Here is a 16,467-nt window from a genome sequence, read left to right on the forward strand (position 1 = left end):
CTTCTCTCTCCCCAGCTCTCGCGAGGTCCGGGCCGGGTGCTCCGTCAGGTGCGCCCGGCCCTCCGGCCTGCCCTCACCCCCACGCCGCGACCACGTCGTCGGCGCCCCACGCCAGGCCGACGCCCTCCACCGAGGGATGGACCCCGGACAGCGACACCACCGCGAGGCCGCCCGCCTCCGCGTCGAAGCCCGGCACCTGTGCGGCGTCGCGGCGCAGCGCGGCCAGGTCGTGACCGTCGAACGGCGTGCCGAGCCATTTGATCGAGCCCGCGAACAGCACCCGTCGTGCCACCGGTGCCCGGTCCGCGCCGATCAGGTCCACCTCCGGGGAAAACCGGCGGTTCCACCATCCGCCGACGGCCTCCGCGTCCGGCCAGGGCAGCTCTCCCGCCGCGGCGGCCATGCCCAGCGCCTCTCTGACGACCGGTTCGACGGCTCGTCCACGTAGGCTCGCCCAGCGTCGCCGTACGAGCCGGAACGCGAGGTCGGGACGCCCCCGATGCGCGTGTTCCGCCGCGGCGCGCAGGACGCCCAGGTACATCCGCAGATTGTGATCGCGGATGCGGTACAGCGCCGGTTTGCCCGGCTGGACGGACAGCGGCTCGTCCATCGCCAGCACGCGCTTCTCGCCGGTGAGCCTGCGCAGGAGAGGGGAGAGTGATCCGGACTGCAGCGGCCCCTCGCGCCCGCCCGCCGTCGCGGCGATGGCGGCGTGCGTCCTGTCGCCGCTGCCGACCGCTTCCAGCACCCGGCGGGCCTGGTCGGGAGTGGGGAACTCCGCGAGAAGGACGGACTCGGGCACGCCGAACAGGGCCGACGCCGGGTCCTCGCACTCCTGCCGGATGAACTCCAGTGGAGGAGTGCCGTGCGGCCAGGCGCGCAGAATCCCGGGCAGCCCTCCGCTGGCGAGGTACGCGTCGATCGCGTCACCTCCGGTCAGGCCCAGCGCCCCGGCGGTCTCCGCGGGATCGAGCGGGTCGAGCGCCATGGTGTCGGCGCGCCCGTAGAACGGCCGGTCATAGGCGGTCAGCCGCTCCATCATGTGCAGGTCGCTGCCGAGCAGGAGCAGGAGAACGGGCTTGCCCGACAGGAGCCTGTCCCAGGCCGTCTGCAGCGCGCCGTCGAACAGGTCGTCCTGTTCCGCCAGCCAGGGCATCTCGTCGACGACGACGATCGAGGGGGTCGGCGGGACCGCCGCGTGCAGCACCCGGAACGCCTCCGGCCAGCTTCCGCTGGTGACGCGGACGACCTGCTCGGGATCGGCGGGCAGGCACGACTCCTTGAGTTCGGCGCAGAACGCCTCGACCGCCTCGACCGGCGACATCCCCTTGGTCGCGGTGAAGAACAGGTACGGCACACCGGCCCTGTCGCAGAACTCCTGCACCAGCCGGGACTTGCCGACCTGGCGGCGTCCCCTGATGGCCATGGCGGAGCCGGCACCCGTCCGGCTGACCCGGTCGAGGCGCTTGGTCAGGGCAGCCAGCTCTCGCCGCCTGCCGATGAAAGGAACCGCGCTCACCGTACCCCTTATGTAGATGACATCTACGTAGATGCAATCTACACACTCGCCGTACGGACACAGGCGCGCGGGCCGACGTCGAGGGTCGCCGCCGCGTTGTCGGCTATTCGTCGGGGTCGGCGATCTCCGCTACGCGCGCGCCGTCGAGCTCCAGGTCCGATGCGCCAGCACGTGCTCGGTCATCCGCCGCACCTTCGCCACTGCGTCAGGGTCGGATCGGACGGTCTTCACCGCGGCGCGCATCGTCGCGTCGGCCTCGCGGTCGGCTTGGGCATTACAGGGTGCGGCGGGGTGGGAGCAGGGCGTTGACGCGGTCGGAGCCGGGCCAGACGTAGGGGAGGTCGTCGGGGTCTCCGGGGAACTTCGGGCCGTAGAACTCCGGGTCCTTGCGCAGCAGGGCCGAGCGGTGGCTGAGGTGGAGGGCGGGGTCCCCGAGCCAGGGCGGCAGTTCGTCCGCCTCCGCGAGGGCCGCCTGGGTGCGGGGCGTCGCGATGCCCCGGCAGTCGAGCAGTTCCCTGGTCATCGTCCCGGCGCAGGTGTCGGCGCGGCCCAGGTCGCACCAGGCCGCCACGATCTCCAGGCCGTAGCGGACCAGCGCCTCCTCGTACCCGGCCCACATGTGCGCCACCGGGTGGTGCCGCCAGCCGTACCCGGGAATGGTGAGCGTGCGCAGGATCTGCAGGGCCTCGACCCGCTGCTTGCCGAGGCGGAGCGGGTCGAGGACGCGGGCGGTGGCCGCGAAGTCGGGGTACGGCAGGAACGTCTGCATGTCGCCGCTCGGGTTACCCCGGCCCGCCGGAGATATCCCCCGCGCCGGGGAGATCTCCGGCGGGCCGTGGCGTCAGTCGAACAGCACGATCTGCCGGAGCACCTCGCCGCCGCGCAGGGCGTCGACGGCGTCGTTCAGGTCGCCGATCCTGATGCGGGAGCTGATCATGCTGTCCAGGTCGAGCTTGCCCGCCTTGTAGAGGTTCACGAAACGCGGGAAGTCCCTGCGGACGTCGGCGTCGCCGTACAGCGAGCTGAGGATGTTCTTGCCCTCGAACAGCAGGTTGAAGGCGGTCAGCGGCACCTGGTCGTCCATGGCGCCCGCGCCGACGACGATGACGTCGCCGCCGCGCCGGGTCGCCTGCCAGGCCGTCATGATCGCGGCCGACTTGCCGACCACCTCGAAGCCGTGGTCGAAGCCCTGGCCGCCGGTCAGCGTGCCGATCGCGTCCATGAGCTGGTCGGGGGTGCAGGCGTGGGTGGCTCCGACCTTCTTCGCGAGCGCGTGCTTGGACTCCAGCGGGTCGATCGCGAGGATCGTGGTCGCGCCGGAGATGCGGGCGCCCTGGATCACCGACAGGCCGACGCCGCCGCAGCCGACGACCGCGACGGTCGCGCCGGGGCGCACCTTCGCGGTGTTGAGCACCGCGCCGACGCCCGTCGTGATGCCGCAGCCGATCAGCGCCGCCGCCTCGTACGGCACGTCGGAGTCGACCTTGATCGCCCCCTGCCACGGCACGATGATCTCCTCGGCCCAGGTGCCGCACCCGGCCATGCCGAACGCCGGGGTCGCGCCGTCGAACAGGAACCGCGGCTCGGTGAAGCTCTTCATCATGTACGTCATGCAGAGGTTCGGCTGGCCGCCCACGCAGCTCGGGCAGGCGCCGCACGCGGGCGTCCAGTTGATGATGACGTGGTCGCCCGGCTGCACGGTGGTCACGCCGTCGCCCACCTCGACGACCTCGCCCGCGCCCTCGTGACCGGGGATGATCGGGAGCGGCATGGGGAGTACGCCCGTGAGCACCGAGAGGTCGGAGTGGCAGACGCCGGTGGCCTTCACCCGCACCCGGACGTCACCCGGGCCCACCGGCGTCAGCGTGAAGTCGTCTCTGATGTCGAGCTTTTCGTCGCCGACCGCGTGGAGAAGCGCGCCGCGCATGGGGACCTCCTGGTCTTTCGGTGGTGGGTGCCGCGCGTCACTCGTCATCGAGCGACAGCGCGGCCTTTGGGCAGGACCGGACCGCGTGGCGGACCCGGTCGAGCAGTTCGGCGGGCGGCTCGGGCATCAGCACGTGGAGGTTGTCCTCGTCGTCGACCTCGAAGACCTCGGGCGCCAGGCCCATGCAGACGGCGTTGGCCTCACACACGTCGTAGTCGACCTTGATCTTCATGGCGCGTCCTCCTCCTGTGCGTCACGTCGCGCTGGAGTTCACGTTAGGGCCTGTCCCTTGGATCTTCCGCCTACTGCGGTCGGCCAGGCGGCGCCTCGCTGCGTTGTCGTCGTCGCCCATAGCTCCGCTATGGCCTCCTCCTCCGCCTTGCGACGCATCCACCTGGCCGATCCTCGCTACGGCGAGATCCGCGGGACAGACCCATCGCCGCCGAGCTTGCGGTGATCCCAGGAGACGACGCGGGCCGGCTCGACCAGGTAGGCCACGCGCTTGCGTGCCGTGTGCTCGACGTACGCCCGCGCCTCGGGGCCGTCGACGGGCATGCCGGTCATCCGCCGGGTGACGTCCAGGCCGACCTCCAGGACGGCCGCCGGATCGTCGATCAGCCGCGCCTTGCCGTAGACGAGCACGCCGCGCAACTGCGCGTACTCGTCCCCGGTCTCGATCAGGCAGCTCACCCGCGGATCGCGCTCGATGTTGCGGGCCTTCTGCGACTTGGCGTACGTCCAGAACGTGACGCGGCCGTCGTCGAGTCCGTAGAACATCGTGACCAGGTGAGGCGTGCCGTCGGGATTGATCGTGCCGAGCTGGAGCTTGCGGGCGTCCCGCAGGAGCCCGGCGATCTCTTCCTCGCTCATCGCGATGCGGGCGCGCTGGTTCACGAAGCAAAGTAGAACACGTTCCATCAGGGCGGACAAGGGGCAGTCCCGAACATCGTTCGGCTTGTTGGGTAGGGTGCCCGGCATGGTGACCCCGATGCCCGACGACCTGCGCCGCGCCGCCGAGGAGGCGCGCGGTTTCATGCCGCCCGCCGAGGGCGAGGCCCTGTACGAGACCGCCTGCGCGTACGGCTCCCGCGGGCCCATCTGCGAGATCGGTACCTACTGCGGCAAGTCGGCCGTCTACCTGGGCGCCGGGGCGCGGCGGGCGGGCACGGTGGTCTTCACGGTGGACCATCACCGGGGTTCCGAGGAGATCCAGCCGGGCTGGCCGCACCACGACCCCGAACTGGTGGACCCGAGGACCGGCCGGATGGACTCGCTGCCGTTCTTCCGCGACACGATCGCCGCCGCCGGCCTGGAGGACGAGGTGATCGCGATCGTGGGCCCGTCGGCCACGGTCGCCCGCCACTGGTCCACTCCGCTGGCCGTGCTGTTCATCGACGGCGGCCACTCGGAGGAGCCGGTGACGGCCGACTACGAGGGATGGGCGCCGCACGTCATGCGGGGCGGCGCGCTGGTCTTCCACGACATCTATCCCGACCCGGCCGACGGCGGGCAGGCGCCGTACCGGGTCTACCTGCGCGCGCTGGAGTCGGGCGCCTTCCGCGAGGTGCGGGTCGTCGGGTCGCTGCGCGTACTCGAACGCGTCTGACGGCGTGTCCCGCCGCGGCGGCACGGGGGATTCCAAGCCGCACGGCCGGTTTGTCAGGCGCGGGCGCGCTCGCAGCCGCACTCGCCGGTGATGCGGGCCTCCCGGCCGCCGGCGTCGCGGAAGATCCCCGAGCCGGGGGTGGCGCGGGCGAGGGCGTCCGCGGCGAGCACCACCGCGGCGGCCGTGTATCCCGACCGCTCGTTGGGGAAGTGCCGCTCGTTCACGAACTGCCAGCCGGTCCAGTAGGAGCCGTCCTCGTGACGCAGGTGCTGCATGTCGGCGAACACCGCCAGCGCGCGCTCCCGCAGCCCGGCGGCGTCGAGCGCGAGCACCAGTTCGCACGACTCCGCGCCGGTCACCCAGGGCTGGTCGGAGACGCAGCGCGCGCCGAGGCCGGGCACGACGAAGGTGTCCCACTCCAGGTCGAACCGCCGCGCCGCCGCCGTCCCGCGTACGGCGCCGCCGAGCACGGGGTAGTACCAGTCCATCGAGAACCGGCTTTTGTCGGCGAACGCCTCCGGGTGGTCGGCGATCACGTGGCCGAGCTGGTCGGCGGCGAGCTCCCAGTCGGGCTGCGGGTCGCCCAGCCGCTCGGCGAGCAGCGCCCCGCACCGCAGGCCCTGGTGGATCGACGAGCACCCGGTGAGCAGGGCGTACTCCGCCGGACGTCCCTCGGCGTCGCGCTGCCACAGGACCTCGCCGCGCGCGGTCTGCAGGCCGATGACGAAGTCGAGGGCCCGCGCCACCACCGGCCACATCGACCGGGCGAAGTCCTCGTCCCCGGTCACCAGCAGGTCGTGCCAGACCCCCACGGCGATGTACGCCGCGTGGTTGGACTCCCCGGCCGCCTCGGCGGGCTCGCCGTCGCGGACCTTCATCGGCCAGGAGCCGTCCGGGCGCTGGTGCCGTACGAGCCAGTCGTAGCCCTTGCGGGCCTCCTCGCGCAGCCCGGCCACGGTCAGCGCCATCAGGCACTCGATGTGGTTCCAGGCGTCGATGTGGCCTTCGGGCCAGGGCACGCCGCCCTGGTCGTCCTGGACGGCGGCGATGCTCTCGGCCGTACGGACGACCTGCTCTGCGGTGATGATCCCCGGTACGTCCGGCACCCGCCTCATGCCGGTTTCCGGACATAGACCACGACGCTCTTGCCGATGAGGGGGTTGAGCACGGCCTCGGCCAGCCGGGTGGCGAGGGGGCGCTTCATGATGTCCCAGACGAGAAGCTCGTGGTAGGCCTTGGCCAGCGGGTGCTGGTCGTCGTTCACCCCGACCGCGCACTTGATCCACCAGTACGGCGAGTGCAGGCCGTGGGCGTGGTGGTGGCCGCCGACCTCCAGTCCGGACGCCTTCAGCTTCGCCTGGAGCTCCGCCAACGTATAAATCCGGATATGTCCGCCGGGGGCGGTGTGGTAGTCCTCCGACAGGGCCCAGCAGATCCGCTCGGGCAGGAAGCTCGGCACCGTGATCGCGGCCCGGCCGCCCGGCTTCAGCACGCGTACGATCTCGCGCATCGCGGCCATGTCGTCCGGGATGTGCTCCAGCACCTCGGCGGCGATGACGCGGTCGAACGACGCGTCGGGGAACGGCATGTCGAGGGCGTCGCCGACGACGGCGTCCCCGGTCGCGCCCGCCGGCACCTCGCCCTCCTTGTCCATTGCCGCGAACATGGCCGCCACGTTCTCCATCTCGGCGGCGTCCATGTCGAAGGCGACCACGTCGGCGCCCCGGCGCAGCACCTCGAAGGCGTGCCGGCCACCACCGGCCCCGAGGTCGAGGACGCGGTCGCCCGGTCCGACGGGCAGCCGGTTGAAGTCGACGGTCAGCACTCGGTGCCTGCCTTTCGTGGGTTCTGGGGAGTCACCGGTTCTGGGGTCACCGGTTCTGGGGAGTCACCGGGAGACGCTCATCGGGAGACGCGGCGCGCGGCGATGGCCTCGTGGTAGGCCTCGACCGTGCGGCGGGCGACGACCGGCCACGCGTACCGCTCCATCACGCGGTCGTAGCCGCGCCGGCCGAACTCCGCGCGCTCCTCGGGGGAGTCGAGCAGGCGGCGCAGCACGGCGGCCAGCTCCTCGGGGTCGCCCGGTGTGACCTGCACGGCCGCGTCGCCGACCACCTCGGGCAGGGCACCCGTACGCGAGGCGACCAGCGGCGTGCCGCACGCCATGTGCTCGACGGCCGGCAGCGAGAACCCCTCGTACAGCGAGGGGACCACCGCGACCTCGGAGGTGGCGATCAGCTCCGCCAGCTCCTCGTCGGGGATGCCGTGCACGAACCGTACGCGGTCGTGCAGCGACAGCTCGTTGACGAGCTGTTCCGTGGGTCCTCCGGGAGTGGGCCTGCTCACCACGGTGAGGTTGACCTCGCGCTCGGTGGCGAGCTTGGCGACCGCCCGCAGCAGGGTCGCCACGCCCTTCATGGGCGAGTCGGCGCTGGCCACGGCCACGATCGAGTTCTCCCGCTTCGGCAGTTCCGGCCGGGGGTGGAAGAACCGCGTGTCCACGCCGAGCGGGATCAGCCGCATGTTGGACTGCGGCACGTTGAAGTCGCGGTGGATGTCGGCGAGCGACGACTCGCTGACGGTCAGGATCGGGCTCAGCCGGGGCGCCACGATGCTCTGCATGCGCACGAAGCCGTACCAGCGGCGCATCGACAGCCGCTTCCAGCCCTTGGCGGCCTTCAGCTCGATCCGCCGGTCCACGCTGATCGGATGGTGGATGGTGCCGACCACGGGGAACAGCCGCTGGATGCCGAGCAGGCCGTAGCCCAGCGTCTGGTTGTCCTGGACGACGTCGAAGTCGCCGCGCCGCCTCTTCAGCTCCCGGTAGGCGCGCAGGCTGAACGTCAGCGGCTCGGGGAAGCCGGCCGTCCACATCGTGGCGACCTCGAGCGCGTCGATCCAGTCGCGATACTCGTCGCGCTTCGGTGTGCGGAACGGGTCCTCGTCGCGGTAGAGGTCCAGGCTCGGCACCTTGTTGAGGATCACGCCCTCGTCCAGCTCCGGGTAGGGCTGGCCGGAGAAGACCTCGACGTGGTGGCCCAGAGCGACGAGCTCGCGGCTTATGTGGCGCAGGTACACCCCCTGGCCGCCGCAGGTGGGCTTGCTGCGGTAGGACAGCAGCGCGACTCGCAGCCTCTCCGCCAAGAGGCACCCCTTTCCAGCCGGTTTCCAGCCGTGCCCCCGTGGGGCTGCTGCCAGGAACACTACCATTTGACCTTAGATGGGGTAGGTGAGGTGGAAAGGGTCCTCGCTCGACTCTCACCCTGCCCGACCTGGGGTGTTAGCTTACCCGAACGAGATTCGGTGCAACACGTTCTAGCGCGTATATGTAGGCACGGCCGGGCAGGGCGGTACATTCGCCTCTCATAGGCCAAGTTGGGCGCTACGAGGAGGATCCGTTGGCCAGGCGTGCGCTGATCACCGGCATCACCGGTCAGGACGGCTCCTATCTCGCAGAACACCTGCTGAGCGAGGGATACGAGGTCTGGGGCCTGGTCCGCGGGCAGGCCAACCCCCGCGTCCCGCGCGTGCGCCGGCTCCTGCAGGACGTACGGCTGGTCCGCGGCGACCTGCTCGACCAGGGGTCGCTGATCTCGGCGGTGGAGAAGGTGCAGCCGGACGAGGTCTACAACCTGGGAGCCATCTCGTTCGTGCCCATGTCGTGGGAGCAGGCCGAGCTGACCGCCGAGGTGACCGGCATGGGCGTGCTCCGGGTGCTGGAGGCCATCCGCGTCTGCTCGGGCATCACTGCCTCGCGCGGCTCGTCGGCCGGGCAGATCCGCTTCTACCAGGCGTCGTCCTCGGAGATGTTCGGCCAGGTCAGGGAGACGCCGCAGACCGAGCGCACCCCCTTCCACCCCAGGTCGCCGTACGGCGTGGCCAAGGCGTACGGGCACTTCCTCACCCAGAACTACCGCGAGTCGTACGGCATGTTCGCGGTGTCGGGCATCCTGTTCAACCACGAGTCGCCCCGCAGGGGAGCCGAGTTCGTCACCCGCAAGGTCTCCCTCGGCGTCGCGCGGATCAAGCTCGGCATGGCCACGGAGCTGCGCCTGGGCAATCTGGAGGCGCGCCGCGACTGGGGGTTCGCCGGCGACTTCGTCCGGGCCATGCACATGATGCTGTCGGCCGCCGAGCCCGAGGACTACGTCATCGGCACCGGGCGCACGCACTCGGTGCGCGAGCTTGTCGAGGCGGCGTTCGCCGCCGCCGGCCTGGACTGGGAGCGGCACGTCGTCTGCGACGCGTCCCTGCACCGTCCGGCGGAGGTCGACCTGCTGTGTGCGGACCCGAAGAAGGCCCGCACCCAGCTCGGCTGGGAGCCGACGGTGTCGTTCGAGGAGCTCGTGGCGATGATGGTCGAGGCCGACCTGCGCCTGCTCGCCGACGGCGGCGATCCCGAGCAGGACTCCTCCTGGGCCTGACGTCCGGGACGGGGCTCACCGGTAGCCCGGCGGCGCCGCCGTCGCGCTCCAGCCGGTCGTCCCAAGATTGACACAAAACCTACCAATTGTGCATGCTTTTGTGCATGTGGCAATCCAGGCCGGATGCCGTGTCTCCGGCGCGGCGCGGGCACGAGCAGGCCGTGCTCGGCCTGCTGCGCGCGCACGGCCCGCTCAACCGGGGCGAGCTCAGCCGGCGGTGCGGCCTGTCGCGCACGACCCTGCACGACACGCTCAGCGGGCTGCTGGCGACGGGCGCGGTGATCAGCGCGATGCCCGACGAGGCGCCGCGCGGCCGGGGCCGGCCCGCCGAGAAGCTGGCCCTCAATCCCACGGTCGGCCAGGCCATCGGCATCGACTTCGCCCGCCGCGCGGTGCACGTCGCGGCCGTCGGCGTGACGTACGAGATCGTGGGCTCGGCGGGGGAGGCGCACGCGCCCGGCCTGCCGTGGGCCGACCGGGTGGCGCTCGCCGAACGGCTCGTCCGCAGGCTCGTCGGCGGCGGGTCGTGGCAGAGGGTGCTCAAAGGTGTGGGCGTGGGCGTCGTGGGGCCGGTGGCCGGGGCGCGGACCGGGACACTCTCCGGCGTCGGGGCCCTGCTCGGGGAGCGCTTCGGCGGGCCGGTGCTGCTGGACAACAACACCAGGCTCGCGGCGCTCGCCGAGTCGACGTGGGGCGCGGCCACCGGCGACCAGGACGCGCTCTATCTGCGGCTCTCGTACGGCGTCGGCGGCGGGGTGGTGGCCGGAGGGGTGTTGCACCGCGGCGCCGACGGGGTGTCGGGGGAGATCGGGCACATTCCGGTGGACCCGGGGGGAAGGCCCTGCGAGTGCGGCGGCAGGGGGTGCCTGGAGACCGTCGCCTCGATCAGGGCGGTGCTCGACGCGTACCGCGCCAGGGGCGGGCGCGGCGACGACCTGCCCGCGCTGGCGGCCGCCGTGGAGGCGGGAGACCCGATCGCGCTGGGCCTGCTGCGCAACGTGGGCACCGAGATCGGCCGGGTGCTCGCCGCGCTGTCCAACGCGATCGGGCCGAGGGTGATCGTCATCGGCGGCGAACTGGCCGAGGTCGGCGCTCCGCTCCTTGGGCCCGTCCAGGAGGCCCTGGACGCGGGCGCGGTGCCGATCTCGCGTCACCGGCTGACCCTGCGCCGGGCGGCGCTCGGCGACGTCGCGGGCGCCCTCGGCGGCGTCGCCCTGGCGCTCGGGGAGTCACCGCTGCTGTCGCGCTACCCGGCCGCGGAGCCGGAGCCCGGCCCCGCCGATTCATCCGCCGGCAGGTACGGCGAGGCTGCGGCCCGGCCGCGCCTGGCCCTGACCCCGCTGTCCTGAGAGTCCTCAGCCGAGTGTGACGGGCAGCGTCTTGATGCCGTTGATGAAGTTGGACCGCAGCCGCGTGGCCTCGCCGCTGCGCCGGATGCCGGGCAGGCGCTGGGCCAGCACCTCGAACAGCACCCGAAGCTCCAGCTTGGCCAGGTGGTTGCCGAGGCAGAAGTGCGCCCCGCCACCGCCGAAGCCGATCTGCGGGTTGGGGTCGCGGCCGATGTCGAACTCGTCGGGCCGCTCGAAGACCTCCTCGTCCCGGTTGGCCGACGCGTAGAAGACCACCACCTTGTCGCCCTCGGCGATCTTCTGGCCGCGGATCTCGGTGTCCGCCGTGGCCGTACGCCGGAACAGGTTGACCGGGGACACCCAGCGGACGATCTCGTCGGCGGCGGTCCTGGCGAGGGAGGGGCCGTCCACCAGGCGCTTCCACTGGTCCGGGTGCTCGAAGAGGGTCAGCATGCCTCCGGACGCCGCGTTCCTGGTGGTCTCGTTGCCCGCCACGATCAGCAGCAGGACGAACAGGTCGAACTCGTCCTCGGTCAGCGTCTGCCCGTCCTCGTCGGGCTGCAGGAGCCTGGTGACGATGTCGTCGCGCGGGTCCTGCCTGCGGGCCGCGGCCAGCGTGTGGGCGTACGAGTAGACCTCGAAGGCGGCGGCCTGCCCCTCCTCCGGGCTGGTGGAGTAGTCGGGGTCGTCGCTGCCGATCATGCGGTTGGACCACTCGAAGATCTTGTCCCGGTCCTCGACCGGAGCGCCGAGCAGCTCGCAGATCACGTACAGCGGGAGCGGCGCGGCGATGTCCCGCACGAAGTCGACCTCGGGCTTGGCCTGGACCTCGTCCACCAGCGCGTGGCAGATGTCCCGGATGTGCTCCTCCAGCCGCCCGATCTGCCGGGGGGTGAAGCCGCGGTTGACCAGCGAGCGGCGCCGGGTGTGGTCGGGCGGGTCCTGGTTGAGCATCATCAGCCGCTGGAACTCGCGCTGCTCCTCGGGCATCTCGTCGAACAGCGCCAGTTTCCGGGCCGAGGAGAACAGGTCGGAGTGACGGGAGACGTGGACGACGTCCGCGTGCTTGGTGACCGCCCAGAACCCGGGCCAGTCGCCCTGTCCCTCGTGCCAGTAGACGGGCGCGTTGTCCCTGAGCCAGCGGAGCTGGTCGTGCGGCACCCCGCTGCGCGCGTAGCGGTCCTTGTCGACGAGGTTGATTTCCATGCATCCACCTAATCGGGTTTGGCTGCCCTTGATAAGAGGGACGATCGCCCTGTCGGCGCCCGCCGATAGTGTGATCAAGCGCTTGTTCGTGCTGATTCTGAAACGTGTTCTATTACGTGGGTGACGGCCCGTCAAGCGACCCGGAGGTGACGGATCGCTGCCGCCGCCTTGTCGGTGGGCTCTGGTACGACTGGGCACATGGGTGTGAGCGTCGAGGAGTTCCTGGCCATGCTGGACCGGTTGCCCGAGGTCAGCCAGGGTGAGGGCGGCGACTGGGTCTCGTTCAAGGTGCGCGGCAAGGGTTTCGGCTACCTGTGGGAGCGCACCGAGACGGTGGGCCTCAAGGCGACGATCGAGGAGCAGATCGCGCTGGTGGCCGAGCGGCCCGAGGTGTTCGAGCCACAGTTCACCGCCGGGCGTTTCGGCTGGGTCGTGGTCCATCTGGAGAAGATCGACCCGGACGAGCTGTTCGAGCTGGTCACCGAGGCGTGGTGCCTCACCGCGCCGAAGTCCCTCGTCGAGGCGCACGAATCCCGCTCCTAGCTGTATTGACCACAAGCGTTGTTGACAACGGGCAGGCGACTCGATGCCTGTCGCAGGCTTGCATGCCGACTCGCTGCTGTGGGCCCGACCCCGCAGCCGGTGTTTGTATCGATGGTGACGGTGCTCAGGCGGTCGTGCTCTGCATGTGGGTCTCCGCTTGTGCGTGGTGGGCGACTGCGATCGCGCAAGCGGCGCGTACGAAGGCGGCGACGGCCGGTGAGCGGGCGTCCTGGGGCCACGCGATGGCCAGTGTGCAGTTCGGCAGGTCGCTGACCGGCCGGTAGGCGACCCCGGGGCGCGGGTTGCGTCGGGCGACCGAGGCGGGCGCGAAGAACACGATGCTGCCCGTTTCGACGAGGCTGAAGATCTCCGACAAGTTGGAGGCTGGTCTTGTTGCCCCGGGCGGGGGTGGCGCGGTTCGGCCGTCGTCGGCCGGCGCGCCGCTGGGGAGGTTCCGGCCGGCCAGGTCCGCCAGGCACAGCTGAGTACGGGCGGCCAGCGGGTCGGTGGCGGCCATGGCGACCAGGACTGGCTCGGTCAGCAGCGGCTCGCTGTCCAGCCCGCGGTCGTCGATGGGGCTGAGCACGAGTGCGACGTCGGCGAGGCCATCGCGCAGTGCCTGGGGTTGAGCGCCGAACCCTCCGAGGACCAGTTCAGCGGGCAGGGCTGCGGGGTCGGTGCTGTAGGCGTCCAGGATCTGCGGCAGCAGGCCGCCGTCGATGTCGGCCTTGAGTGCGATCCGCAGCCGGGGCGAGGCGCTGCCTGCATGCCGGGCCCGGTGGGCGGCGGCGGTGACCGCCTCCAGGGCGGTTCTGGCGTCGCGCAGCAGAACTTCTCCGGCGCCGGTGAGTTTCACCTGCCGGGTGGTCCGCTCGAACAGCGCCACGCCGAGCTGTCGTTCCAGATCCCGGATGGTTCGGGACAGAGGGGGCTGCGCCATGCCCAGCCGGTCGGCGGCTCGCCCGAAGTGCAGCTCCTCCGCGACCGCGACAAAGTAGCGGAGCTGTCGCACCTCCAGATCATTCATACCTCCAGGGTATCAATAGCGACCAAGGTGGTCCTTCACCTGCGCCGTTGCGCCGGGTTCACTCGAAAGCGACCGCCCGGCGCGCCGCCGGGGGTTCGCCGTCGACCGCCACGCATGGAGCCACTCATGATTGTTATTACTACGCCGACCGGTGACATTGGCCGACAGGTCCTGGACCGTGTCCTGAACAGCGGTGAGCCGGTCCGGGTGATCGCCCGCGACTCCTCCCGCCTCCCGGAGCACGTGCGCGCGCAGGCAGAGGTGGTGGAGGGCTCACACGCCGACGCTGACACGATCGCGAAGGCGCTGGAGGGCGCTGACCGCCTGTTCTGGCTCGTGCCCCCGGCCGGCTTCCGGGACGCCGGCCCTGCCGTGAGCTACTACCTGGACTTCACCCGGGCCGCCGCCCAGGAAGCCGCGAGCCGGGGCGTGCGGATGGTGCACGTCACCTCCCTGGGGCACGGGTACAACGGCGAGGCCGGACTCTTGTCGGCCGCGCTCGACATGGACGAGTTGATCGAGAGCACCAGCGTGCAGTACCGGGCGCTGGCGCTGCCGTTCTTCATGGAGAATGTCCTGCGCCAGGCTCAGCCGATCGCACAGCAGGGTGTGTTCTCCATGGCGAACACCGCGGACCGGCCGTTGCTGACCGTCGCCACCCAGGACGTGGCCGCGGCGGCGGCAGCCCTTCTGCTGGACATCACCTGGAACGGTCAGGCCCGCGTTCCACTGGTCAGCCCCGACAGCCTGACGCCCGACGCCATGGCCGAGATCATCTCCGAAACCCTGGGCCGCACGGTGCGCTACCAGCAGGTGCCGCTCGCCGACTTCCAGGCCCGGATGGTGCAGCGCGGCGCGAGCCCTTCGCTGGCCCAGGACATGGCCGACATGGTCAACGCGCAGAACAACGGCATCTACGACGCCGAACCCCGCGACCCGGCCACGGCCACCGACTTCCGTCAGTGGTGCCAGAACGTCCTGAAGCCGGCCGTCCAGTCCTGACCAGCACGCCGGTCGGCGCCCGGCACAGCCGCCTCATCCGGCACCCGAGGAACCGGCCCCGCACTCCGTCATCGGGCGATGCCGCCTATCGAAATGATCAATAGGATCGCGTGTCGCAACCGCGATGTTCGCCAGAGCGTCCCGGTCGCGGCCTGCTCTCTAGATCCTCATACCACCCAGAGGTGCAGGTGTCCCACCCCAATGCGCGGTTGACGGTCCACGGCAGGCGTCTCCTCGTTGAGCGTGTCCGCGGCGGTAGGCCCGTCGCCCATGTCGCTGATGAGATGGGTATTTCCCGCACCACCGCCCACAAGTGGGTCCGGCGCTGGCGAGCCGAGGGCGACGCAGGGTTGTATGACCGCTCCAGCCGTCCGCTGACCACACCGCACCGCACCCCCGCCGACATCGAGAGCCGCATCTGCGAGCTGCGGCGCGAGCGCAAGCTCGGCCCCGCACGCATAGGTCCGATCCTGGCCATGCCCGCCTCGACAGTCCATCGCGTTCTGACCCGCCACCAGCTGAACCGGCTGCGATGGATGGACCGGCCCACCGGCCAGGTCATTCGCCGTTACGAACGCGAGCGTCCCGGCGAACTGGTCCACGTCGACATCAAGAAGCTCGGCAACATCCCCGACGGCGGAGGCCACCGGATCATGCCTCGCCAGCAGGCCGCCACCAACCGGCAGGCCACGACCGACGCGCGCAAAGGCGGTAGTCCCGTGATCGGCTACAGCTTCGTCCACACAGCCGTCGATGATCACTCCCGGCTCGCCTACAGCGAGGTCCTGACCGACGAACGCAAGGAGACTGCGGCCTCCTTCTGGGAGCGAGCGAACGCCTTCTTCTCCGCGCACGGCATCACCGTCGAGCGCGTCCTCACTGACAACGGCTCCTGCTACCGATCCCGGCTGTTCGCCCAGACTCTCGACGCCACCGGGATCGTCCATAAGCGCACGCGACCATATCGCCCGCAGACGAATGGCAAGGTCGAGCGCCTGAATCGCACTCTGCTCGACGAGTGGGCGTACGTGCGCCCGTACTCCAGCAACGCCGAACGCACCAAGGCTCTGGCGGACTTCCTCCATACCTACAACTACCACCGGTGCCACACCGCACTGGATGGCCGACCACCCATCAGTCGTGTCAACAACCCTGCGGGTCAATACACCTAGCGCGCGGCGGGGTGCGGTCACAGCGCGCGGCGCAGCCACTCCTCCACGCCCGCGATGTGGACGGTGGCCCACGCCTGGGCGATCTCCGGCCGGCGCCCCGCGATGGCCTCGTAGATGGCGGTGTGCTGCGCCCGCGTCGTCTCGGCCGCGCCCTCCTGGGTGAGGCCGCGCCAGATGCGGGCCCGCGCGGTGGGGCCGGAGATGCTCTCGATCAGCGAGCTGAGCACGGGGTTGCCGGAGCCCAGGGCGATCCGCTGGTGGAATCGCAGGTCGTTGGCGACGAAGTCCTCCGTGCTCGGCTTCTCCGGGAACGCGTCCAGGATGTCGCGCAGTTCGGCGACGTCCTCGTCGGTCATCCGGGTCGCCGCCATGGCGGTGGCCGCGGGTTCGAGGATGCGCCGCACCTCGAAGAACTGCAGGACCGTGTCGTCCTGGTGGAAGTCGACCACGAACGACAGGGCGTCCAGCAGCAGGCGTGGATCCAGGCTGGTGACGTAGGTGCCGTCGCCCTGCCGCACGTCGAGCACGTTGATCAGGGCGAGCGCGCGGACGGCCTCCCGCAGCGAGTTGCGGGACAGCCCCAGCCGCTCGGCCAGGTCGGCCTCCCGGGGCAGCCGGTCGCCCGGACCCAGCTCGCCCGACAGGATCATGTCCTTGATACTGCTGATCGCCGCGTCGGTGACCGCCACGCC

17 protein-coding genes are annotated in these 16,467 nt (G+C 70.9%); 6 read left to right on the forward strand and 11 right to left on the reverse strand.

Annotated features, from left to right (window positions below; genetic code table 11):
- Positions 1-73: 73 nt before the first annotated feature.
- The 5 genes from Msi02_RS04400 to Msi02_RS04420 all read right to left on the reverse strand — a co-directional run bounded on the left by Msi02_RS04400 (position 74) and on the right by Msi02_RS04420 (position 4,340).
- A complete protein-coding gene (locus Msi02_RS04400) occupies positions 74-1,519 on the reverse strand; it encodes an AAA family ATPase (RefSeq protein WP_204047190.1) in 1,446 nt (481 codons plus the stop codon).
- Between the two features lie 274 nt (positions 1,520-1,793).
- Positions 1,794-2,288, reverse strand: a complete 495-nt coding sequence (locus tag Msi02_RS04405; RefSeq protein ID WP_204047191.1) for an MSMEG_6728 family protein — start codon at positions 2,286-2,288, stop codon at positions 1,794-1,796.
- 72 nt (positions 2,289-2,360) lie between these two features.
- The gene (locus tag Msi02_RS04410; RefSeq protein ID WP_204047192.1) at positions 2,361-3,446 is read right to left on the reverse strand and encodes an alcohol dehydrogenase catalytic domain-containing protein; all 1,086 of its coding nucleotides are present in this window, start codon (positions 3,444-3,446) and stop codon (positions 2,361-2,363) included.
- A gap of 37 nt (positions 3,447-3,483) precedes the next feature.
- Complete coding sequence (locus Msi02_RS04415) at positions 3,484-3,678, reverse strand: ferredoxin (protein WP_169984313.1); 195 nt, start codon at positions 3,676-3,678, stop codon at positions 3,484-3,486.
- A gap of 176 nt (positions 3,679-3,854) precedes the next feature.
- Complete coding sequence (locus tag Msi02_RS04420) at positions 3,855-4,340, reverse strand: pyridoxamine 5'-phosphate oxidase family protein (RefSeq protein ID WP_204047193.1); 486 nt, start codon at positions 4,338-4,340, stop codon at positions 3,855-3,857.
- An 82-nt stretch (positions 4,341-4,422) separates the two neighbouring features.
- Here Msi02_RS04420 and Msi02_RS04425 point away from each other — a divergent pair, with 82 nt between their 5' ends.
- Complete coding sequence (locus Msi02_RS04425) at positions 4,423-5,052, forward strand: class I SAM-dependent methyltransferase (protein WP_204047194.1); 630 nt, start codon at positions 4,423-4,425, stop codon at positions 5,050-5,052.
- Between the two features lie 53 nt (positions 5,053-5,105).
- Here the strand turns inward: Msi02_RS04425 and Msi02_RS04430 are convergent, their stop codons facing one another.
- The 3 genes from Msi02_RS04430 to Msi02_RS04440 form a co-directional block, all read right to left on the reverse strand.
- The gene (locus Msi02_RS04430; protein ID WP_204047195.1) at positions 5,106-6,167 is read right to left on the reverse strand and encodes a prenyltransferase; all 1,062 of its coding nucleotides are present in this window, start codon (positions 6,165-6,167) and stop codon (positions 5,106-5,108) included.
- Positions 6,164-6,877, reverse strand: coding sequence for a class I SAM-dependent methyltransferase (locus Msi02_RS04435; RefSeq protein ID WP_079320523.1), 714 nt, complete (start codon positions 6,875-6,877; stop codon positions 6,164-6,166). The genes Msi02_RS04430 and Msi02_RS04435 overlap by 4 nt, the downstream gene beginning before the upstream one ends.
- Before the next feature lie 77 nt (positions 6,878-6,954).
- Entirely contained in the window at positions 6,955-8,196 is a 1,242-nt protein-coding gene (locus Msi02_RS04440; protein ID WP_239108122.1) for a glycosyltransferase family 4 protein, read from the reverse strand.
- A 254-nt stretch (positions 8,197-8,450) separates the two neighbouring features.
- On the opposite strand from Msi02_RS04440, the gene Msi02_RS04445 reads away from it, so the two are divergent.
- Positions 8,451-9,476, forward strand: coding sequence for a GDP-mannose 4,6-dehydratase (locus tag Msi02_RS04445; RefSeq protein WP_079320525.1), 1,026 nt, complete (start codon positions 8,451-8,453; stop codon positions 9,474-9,476).
- A 104-nt stretch (positions 9,477-9,580) separates the two neighbouring features.
- Complete coding sequence (locus Msi02_RS04450; protein WP_239108123.1) at positions 9,581-10,825, forward strand: ROK family transcriptional regulator; 1,245 nt, start codon at positions 9,581-9,583, stop codon at positions 10,823-10,825.
- A gap of 6 nt (positions 10,826-10,831) precedes the next feature.
- Here the strand turns inward: Msi02_RS04450 and Msi02_RS04455 are convergent, their stop codons facing one another.
- Complete coding sequence (locus tag Msi02_RS04455; protein WP_204047196.1) at positions 10,832-12,031, reverse strand: cytochrome P450; 1,200 nt, start codon at positions 12,029-12,031, stop codon at positions 10,832-10,834.
- Between the two features lie 198 nt (positions 12,032-12,229).
- Here Msi02_RS04455 and Msi02_RS04460 point away from each other — a divergent pair, with 198 nt between their 5' ends.
- Complete coding sequence (locus Msi02_RS04460; protein WP_079320527.1) at positions 12,230-12,574, forward strand: MmcQ/YjbR family DNA-binding protein; 345 nt, start codon at positions 12,230-12,232, stop codon at positions 12,572-12,574.
- 124 nt (positions 12,575-12,698) lie between these two features.
- Here Msi02_RS04460 and Msi02_RS04465 read toward each other — a convergent pair whose 3' ends face one another.
- Positions 12,699-13,601: a LysR family transcriptional regulator gene (locus Msi02_RS04465; protein WP_204047197.1), complete on the reverse strand. Its 903-nt coding sequence runs from the start codon at positions 13,599-13,601 to the stop codon at positions 12,699-12,701.
- A gap of 126 nt (positions 13,602-13,727) precedes the next feature.
- Between Msi02_RS04465 and Msi02_RS04470 the strand changes: the two genes are divergently transcribed.
- Both Msi02_RS04470 and Msi02_RS04475 read left to right on the forward strand, forming a co-directional pair.
- On the forward strand, positions 13,728-14,603 hold the full coding sequence (locus Msi02_RS04470; protein ID WP_204047198.1) for an NmrA family NAD(P)-binding protein: 876 nt from the start codon (positions 13,728-13,730) through the stop codon (positions 14,601-14,603).
- Between the two features lie 188 nt (positions 14,604-14,791).
- Positions 14,792-15,775 (forward strand): IS481 family transposase, encoded by a 984-nt coding sequence (locus Msi02_RS04475; protein WP_204047199.1) that lies wholly within the window; start codon positions 14,792-14,794, stop codon positions 15,773-15,775.
- 17 nt (positions 15,776-15,792) lie between these two features.
- Here the strand turns inward: Msi02_RS04475 and Msi02_RS04480 are convergent, their stop codons facing one another.
- A complete protein-coding gene (locus Msi02_RS04480) occupies positions 15,793-16,464 on the reverse strand; it encodes a FadR/GntR family transcriptional regulator (protein ID WP_079320528.1) in 672 nt (223 codons plus the stop codon).
- Between the last annotated feature and the right edge of the window lie 3 nt (positions 16,465-16,467).

Origin of the sequence: Microbispora siamensis (assembly GCF_016863095.1) — a bacterium.
Lineage (GTDB): Bacteria > Actinomycetota > Actinomycetes > Streptosporangiales > Streptosporangiaceae > Microbispora > Microbispora siamensis.